This window comes from Novosphingobium sp. (assembly GCF_031424035.1).
Classification (GTDB): domain Bacteria; phylum Pseudomonadota; class Alphaproteobacteria; order Sphingomonadales; family Sphingomonadaceae; genus Novosphingobium.
This window is the reverse complement of record NZ_JANPGP010000141.1, coordinates 46,334-53,074: the sequence shown is the minus strand read 5'-3', so window position 1 is coordinate 53,074 and position 6,741 is coordinate 46,334. Positions and strand designations below refer to the sequence as shown.

The 6,741-nt window shown below is 65.2% G+C and carries 8 protein-coding genes and 1 pseudogene; 3 read left to right on the top strand and 6 right to left on the bottom strand.

The window, feature by feature from the left end; all coding sequences use genetic code 11:
• The 3 genes and pseudogenes from RMO89_RS19615 to RMO89_RS19605 form a co-directional block, all read right to left on the bottom strand.
• Window positions 1-374 (bottom strand): annotated as a pseudogene (locus tag RMO89_RS19615) (efflux RND transporter periplasmic adaptor subunit); the annotation flags it as partial.
• Between the two features lie 328 nt (window positions 375-702).
• Window positions 703-1,002 (bottom strand): DUF1153 domain-containing protein, encoded by a 300-nt coding sequence (locus RMO89_RS19610; RefSeq protein ID WP_310535296.1) that lies wholly within the window; start codon window positions 1,000-1,002, stop codon window positions 703-705.
• The gene (locus tag RMO89_RS19605) at window positions 995-1,312 is read right to left on the bottom strand and encodes a hypothetical protein (protein WP_310535295.1); all 318 of its coding nucleotides are present in this window, start codon (window positions 1,310-1,312) and stop codon (window positions 995-997) included. Before RMO89_RS19605 ends, RMO89_RS19610 begins: the two co-directional genes overlap by 8 nt.
• 159 nt (window positions 1,313-1,471) lie before the next feature.
• Here RMO89_RS19605 and mnmA point away from each other — a divergent pair, with 159 nt between their 5' ends.
• The gene (gene mnmA / locus RMO89_RS19600; protein WP_310535294.1) at window positions 1,472-2,656 is read left to right on the top strand and encodes a tRNA 2-thiouridine(34) synthase MnmA; all 1,185 of its coding nucleotides are present in this window, start codon (window positions 1,472-1,474) and stop codon (window positions 2,654-2,656) included.
• A gap of 16 nt (window positions 2,657-2,672) precedes the next feature.
• On the opposite strand, the gene RMO89_RS19595 is transcribed toward mnmA, so the two are convergent.
• Entirely contained in the window at window positions 2,673-2,957 is a 285-nt protein-coding gene (locus RMO89_RS19595) for a hypothetical protein (protein WP_310535293.1), read from the bottom strand.
• 105 nt (window positions 2,958-3,062) lie between these two features.
• Between RMO89_RS19595 and RMO89_RS19590 the strand changes: the two genes are divergently transcribed.
• Window positions 3,063-4,196, top strand: coding sequence for a serine hydrolase (locus RMO89_RS19590; protein WP_310535292.1), 1,134 nt, complete (start codon window positions 3,063-3,065; stop codon window positions 4,194-4,196).
• Window positions 4,197-4,201: 5 nt separating this feature from the next.
• Here RMO89_RS19590 and RMO89_RS19585 read toward each other — a convergent pair whose 3' ends face one another.
• Window positions 4,202-5,128: a cation diffusion facilitator family transporter gene (locus RMO89_RS19585; RefSeq protein ID WP_310535290.1), complete on the bottom strand. Its 927-nt coding sequence runs from the start codon at window positions 5,126-5,128 to the stop codon at window positions 4,202-4,204.
• On the bottom strand, window positions 5,125-5,733 hold the full coding sequence (gene pdxH, locus RMO89_RS19580; protein ID WP_310535288.1) for a pyridoxamine 5'-phosphate oxidase: 609 nt from the start codon (window positions 5,731-5,733) through the stop codon (window positions 5,125-5,127). The genes RMO89_RS19585 and pdxH overlap by 4 nt, the downstream gene beginning before the upstream one ends.
• A 65-nt stretch (window positions 5,734-5,798) precedes the next feature.
• Between pdxH and RMO89_RS19575 the strand changes: the two genes are divergently transcribed.
• Window positions 5,799-6,734, top strand: a complete 936-nt coding sequence (locus tag RMO89_RS19575; protein WP_310535286.1) for a DnaJ C-terminal domain-containing protein — start codon at window positions 5,799-5,801, stop codon at window positions 6,732-6,734.
• Window positions 6,735-6,741: the final 7 nt, after the last annotated feature.

Here is a 6,741-nt window from a genome sequence, read left to right as displayed (position 1 = left end):
GCGAGCACTTGCCCGGCATTGACCCAGTCGCCCGCCTCGACCAGCACCGAGCGGACCTGGCCGCCTTCGCCGACAACGCCGACGGGCATTTCGCGGCGCGCGCCCAGCGAGCCGTTGACGTTGATCGCGCCTTCAACCGTGGCTGCACCCGGGGCCACCACGGTTACGCGCGGAGCCTGATCCTTCTTTTCCTCTTCCTTCGCGCCAAATCCGTGGAGCATGAAGAACACGGCGATGAGCGCGACGATGGCGCCAACAATGATCAGGATCGTGCGGCGGCGGGATTGCCGGTCCTCTTCGGCATCGGTCAGCACGGAATCAGCCGCCAGATCGGCCCCTGCCAGGGCAGCATCGGTCCTCGAATCGTAATCCATCAAAAAGGCGCCTTAATTCTGCAAATGGCGGAAGCATGCCGCCTCCCGTAGTTCGGGTGCTGTATTAGATCAATATATCACCTGCCGCAACAGTGCACGGGGGCTTTGATCCACGAGCGGGGAATAGCCTTCGACCAACGCTCTGGCAATCAGACAGAATGCACCGATTTGTAACCGAAAAAATGGTGTTGCGGGACGGCATCGCCAAGATGGCGGAGCCTCGATCCTGTCGGCATGCGGCAGAGTCCAAATTCCTGTTGCCAAACGGCAACGGCCGGACCTCGCGTTCGAGGCCCGGCCGTCTGAATACCCATCGGGGTAGCCCGGATCAGTACTTGAGCTGGCGCTCGTATAGTTCGCGGTAATGCTGGATGCGGGTCACGCGCAGCCCCTGCATGCCTGAACGATCGACGGCCCGCTGCCAGCCGGCAAATTCCTCGAGCGTCAGACCATAGCGTTCGCAAGCTTCTTCGATCGACAGCAAGCCGCCGTTGACCGCTGCAACCACTTCAGCCTTGCGGCGCACGACCCAGCGGGTCGTCGACGGCGGCGGAAGCGAGTCTAGCGTCAGCGGTTCGCCGAGCGGACCGATGACCATGGCTGGCCGGATATCCTGGTTCTCAATCATAGCTTTCCTCGGTCATCGCAGTGGGGGTGTCGATGACATGGGCATCATTGGCAGACGGGGCTTTGCGATTGCCTGAAGCATCAAGGTTAACGGCAGCAGCAAATTCTCTAAGGGCGGCGAGCGCATCAGCGCCCGATCCGGTGAAGCTGCCTCCGGAAAAAGCCCCGTTAGCCGCATCGGCAAGCTCGCGCCGCAAGGCGTGGGCGGCGATGAAACGCGCCTTGATGGCATGCCAGTCAAGCGGCCCGGTACGCGGATTCTGCGCGCGGGCTACGCTGCTGGCCTCAAGGCTTGAAGGGGCAAATCCCATTTCCATAAGCCGGCTTCTAGACCGCCCAAGGTCAAGACGGAGTAAACGCGGTCTTCATTTGATCTTGAGGTTAGTTAACAAGTCTGAACCTGTGCACGGCTCATCGCTTTTGTGCCGCCGGTTTTGCCGTGGCGCGGCTTAAAGTGTATGGGCGCCGGGATGGACGCCCCCCTTTCTGACCTTGAAGCCGCGCAGCTCGATTGGCCTGCCCTGTTCCAGTTGACCGCCGGCGCGGACAGCACGCTGGCCGGCAAGCGTATCGTCGTCGCCATGTCGGGCGGGGTCGACAGCTCGGTGGTTGCCGCCATGGCGGCAGCCAGCGGGGCCGAGGTCATCGGCGTCACGCTCCAGCTGTACGAATACGGCGCGGCGACCGGCCGCAAGGGTGCCTGCTGCGCCGGTGACGATATCCGCGATGCCCGCGCCGTGGCTGACCGGCTGGGCATCGCGCACTATGTCTTCGACCACGAAAGCCAGTTCCGCGAGGAAGTGGTCGAACGCTTCGCCGACGATTACCTTGCGGGCCGCACCCCGATCCCCTGCATCCGCTGCAACATGGGGCCAAAGTTCACCGACCTGTTCGCCATGGCGCGCGAACTGGGGGCGGACTGCCTTGCCACCGGGCATTATGTCCGGCGTGAGGAAGGCTCGGCCGGACCGGAACTCCACCGGGCGCTCGATCCGGCGCGCGACCAGTCCTATTTCCTTTACGGCACCACCGAAGCCCAGCTCGAATTCCTGCGCTTTCCCTTGGGCGGCCTGCCCAAGCCTGAAGTCCGCCGCCTTGCCGAGACATTCGGCCTGCGCAACGCGGCCAAGCCGGACAGCCAGGACATCTGCTTCGTGCCCGATGGTGACTATGCCAAGGTCGTCGAGAAGGTTCGCCCCGAAGGCTTGGGCGGCGGCGAGATCGTCCATGCGACAACTGGCGCGGTGCTGGGTGAGCACAAGGGCGTGATCCACTTCACCGTTGGCCAGCGCCGCGGGCTGGAGATTGGCGGCCAGCCCGAGCCGCTTTACGTGACCGGGATCGACGCCGCGGCGCGGCGCGTGCTTGTCGGACCGAAGCGGCTGCTGGCGGTGGCTTCGGCGCGGATCGACGAGACCAACCGTATCGGGCCGATGCCGTCCGGACCGGTCACGGCCAAGGTGCGCAGCTTGGCCAAGCCGGTGCCGGTCACCATTGAGGGTTCACTCGGCGATGGCGAGGCCGTCACCATCCACTTCGCCGCACCAGAATATGGCGTCGCGCCCGGACAGGCAGCGGTGTTCTACGCCGGGGAACGGGTGCTGGGCGGCGGCTGGATCGACAGCACAGTGAGCGCGGCGTTTGCCGACTCCTGATCACTCACCCAATTGATCAGTCGTCCCACGGCTCCAGTACACAGCCCGGCCCATCCCGAAACGTCGCGGTCTGCGAGGCGAGCAGCGGAAAGCGCGCGGTGACGCTTTTCGCCGCCGTGTCCTCGCTCAGCATGACCAGTCCCATGCCGGGCTCGAAATCCTTGCGGCAATCGTCAAGGCTGCGGCCGCCGATGTAGCGGCACGAACAGGCCACCCGCGCGCCATAGGAAGCCCCGGCATCGGCATAGCCGTTGATTGGTGTCCAGAACCAGACCAGCAACCCAGCGAGAACCACTGGCACCAGCCACGGCCAGCGTCGCCGTGGCCGGAGTCGCGCTCGTAAACTCTGCAGGGGTTTCGGTTTCGTGGTTGCCATCGGACCCGGTTCTTGCGCATGAGGCGCGCGATGTCCGCGCGTGCGCCCTCCCTTATCCTGACCATCGCGATGCTGCCAGCCCTCGCGGCTTGCACTGTGAGAGAAGCCGATCCGCCGCCTCCCCCGCCGCTGACGGAGCAGGCGCTTTCCGCTGTGACCGAGAAACCCGGCGTGAACCGCGAGCGGCTGGCGCGCGAGGTCGATGCCCTGTTCACCGATGCCGCCGCCGGGGAAACCCGCGCGCTGGTGGTGTTCTCGGGCGGGCGAATCGTCGCCGAGCGTTATGGCGAGGGCTATACGAAAGACATGCGGCTGGTCGGTTGGTCGATGGCCAAGACGATCACCGGCGTGATGATCGGCCAGTTGATCTCCGACGGGCGGCTGCGGCTTGATGACAGCGCCCCGGTCGCCGCATGGCAGCGCCCCGGAGACCCTCGCGGCGCGATCACCTTGCGCCAATTGCTCCAGATGCGTTCCGGCCTGCGCCATACCGAGGCGGGCGATCCGGTTTATGAATCGGGTGAAGTGCGGATGCTGTTCCTTGAGGGGCGCGACAATATGGCCGCCTGGGCCGAAGCCGAGCCGCTTGAGGCGGAACCCGGCCACAAGTTCGAATATAGCTCAGCGACGACCGTGATCCTGTCGGACATCGCCACGCGCTCATTGACCCAAAGCGCCGACCCGGGCGTGCGCCAGCGCGCCGTGGCCGATTACCTGCGCACCCGCCTGTTCGAGCCGACCGGCATGAAGAGCGCTTTCCCGGAATTCGACGCAGCAGGTACGCTGATCGGCTCAAGTCTGATCCACGCCACCGCGCGCGACTGGGGCCGCTTTGGCGAATTCCTGCGCGCCGGCGGGACGGCGAAGGGCGTCCAGCTCGTGCCACGAAACTGGATCGATTTCATGACCAGCCCCAGCCCGCGCAATCCCGGTTACGGCGCGCAGACCTGGCTCAACCGCCCGCAGCCAAGCGGCCGCGAATCGCTGTTCCCGGACCGCGCCCCGCGATCGGTCTTCGCCGCGCTCGGCCATCTCGGCCAATATGTGATCGTCTCGCCTGACCAGAAACTCACCGTGGTGCGGCTGGGAAAAAGCAGCGAGCCGGAACGCAAGGCAGTGCGCGATCACCTCGCGCGGATCATGGCGCTGTTCCCGAAGGCGTAAGGGCGTCAGGCGCCGACCGGAGGCATGAGGTCCTTCGCGCCGATGCCGGTATCGACGTGGCCCTCGGGATCGGGATGGATCAGGATTTCCACGCCGGGAAATTCCGCGAGCAGCTTGATCTCGATCTCGTCCATCACGCGGTGCGCCTGCTGGATCGTCATGTCCGGATCGACCCATACGTGGAACTGGACGAAATCCTGATTGCCAGAGGTGCGCGTGCGCAGATCATGCACGCCGCGCAGTTCGGGGTGACGGGCCATGACTTCGATGAACTTCTTGCGCTTATCCTCGGGCCATTCGCGGTCCATCAGCTGGGTGATCGCCTCCTGCGAGGCGCGCCATGCCCCCCATCCGAGCCACAGCGCGATGGCGAGGCCGAACAAGGGGTCCGAACCGGAAATGCCGACATATTGGTCAAGCGCCAGCGCCCCGATCACCGCGAGGTTGAGCAGCAGGTCGGACTGGTAATGGACATGGTCGGTGCTGATCGCGAGGCTGTTGGTCTTGGCGATCACGTGGCGCTGCCAGGCCAGCAGGCCAAGCGTTGCCGCCATGGCGATCACCGAGACGAGAATGCCATCGCCCGCCGCCTCAGTGCGCGCGCCGGCGAAAAACTGTTCGATGGCGCGGAAGGCCAGGGTCAGCGCCGAGATCGAGATCAGCACGATCTGGAACAGCGCGGCCAGCGCCTCGGCCTTGCCGTGGCCGAAGCGGTGATGCTTGTCCGCCGGCTGCGCTGCGACCCAAACCCCGGCAAGCGTCGCCACCGAGGCGATGAGATCAAGGACGGTATCGGCAAGGCTGCCAAGCATCGCGGTCGATCCGGTCGACCATGCCGCCCATGTCTTCAGCCCTACCAGCAGCAGCGCTACGGTGATTGAGGCGAAGGCGGCGCTGCGGTTCAGCACGGCGGAATTGTCAGGCGTGTTCATGGGTAAAGCAGCTCGCTGGTCCAGGCGCCGCTTGCCGCATCGCGGACGAAGCGGCGGCGTTCGTGCAGGCGGAAGGGACGGTCCATCCAGAATTCCATGGCGTGCGGCACCAGCCGGAAACCGGTCCAGTGCGAGGGGCGCGGAATGTCGCGGCCAAGGTACGTCGCGCCGATCTTGGCGATCCGGCCAAGGAACGTCGCGCGCGAAGGCAGCGGGCGCGATTGATCGCTGGCCAGCGCGCCGATCTGTGAATCGCGCGCGCGGCTGGCGAAATAGGCATCGGCCTGTTCGTCGCTCACCTGTTCTATCGCTCCTTCGATGCGAATCTGGCGGCGCAGCGACTTCCAGTGGAAGAGCATGGCCCCTTGCGGATTCGCCATCAGTTCGCACCCCTTGCGGCTCTGCGCATTGGTATAGAACAAAAAGCCCGTGGAATCGCGTTCCTTCATCAGCACCATCCGCACCGAAGGCGCGGCACTGGGCGTTGCCGTGGCCAGTGCGACGGCTTCGGGATCGTTGAGTTCCTTCTTGACGGCCAGCGCGAACCATTCGTCGAACAGGGCGAAAGGTTCCTCGCTGACAATGGCATCGGCTTCGTTCGACATCGCAGGCAGGCTTTCAGGCGGCAGGGTGGCTTGCCGGATCGCCCGGCGCCCCCTAGCTAGGGCTTATGGCAGACCCTTACGCGATCCTAGGCGTTGCACGCAATGCGAGCGAGAAGGACATCAAGTCCGCATACCGCAAGCTGGCCAAGGAGCTTCACCCCGACCGTAATACCGACAACCCCAAGGCGGCCGAGCGCTTCAGTGAAGTGACCAACGCCTATGACCTGCTGTCCGATGCGACCAAGCGTGCACAGTTTGACCGGGGTGAAATCGACGGCGACGGCAATCCGGCAAATCCGTTCGCCGGCATGGGCGGCGGGGGTGGTGGCGGCAATCCCTTCGGCGGCGGCGGGTTTTCCGGCGGCGGCGCGGAAGGCATCGACTTGTCCGACCTGTTCGACGGCCTGTTCGGCGGCGGCGGAAGCCGTGGCGGCGGCAGGCCCGGCGGCGGCTTTGGCGGCGGCGCGCGGCGTCCCCCGGCCAAGGGTGCGAACGTCAGTTACCGCCTCAAGGTCAGCCTGACCGACGCTGCTACCCGCGCGCCTCAGCGAATCACGCTGTCCGATGGCAAGACCATCGACCTGAAACTGCCCGCCGGGGTCGAGGACGGCACCCAGATGCGCCTCGCCGGCAAGGGCGAGCCGGGTTCCGGCGGCAACGGCGATGCCATTGTCACCATCGCCATAGACAGCCACCCGTGGTTCAAGCGCGACGGCGACAACTTGCGGCTCGACCTGCCGATCACGCTCGACGAGGCGGTCAACGGCGCCAAGGTCAAAGTGCCCACCGCCGATGGTGCGGTGATGTTGACCGTCGCTCCGGGTTCAAGTTCGGGCAAGGTGCTGCGGCTCAAAGGCAAGGGCATGTCGAAAAAGGACGGCACCAATGGCGACCAGCTCGTCACGCTGGAAATCGAACTGCCTGGCGATGACGAAGAGTTGAAGCGCCGCCTCGATGGCTGGCGCGACACAAGCAACCCGCGAAGTCGGCTGGGTGTCTGAAGTGTTG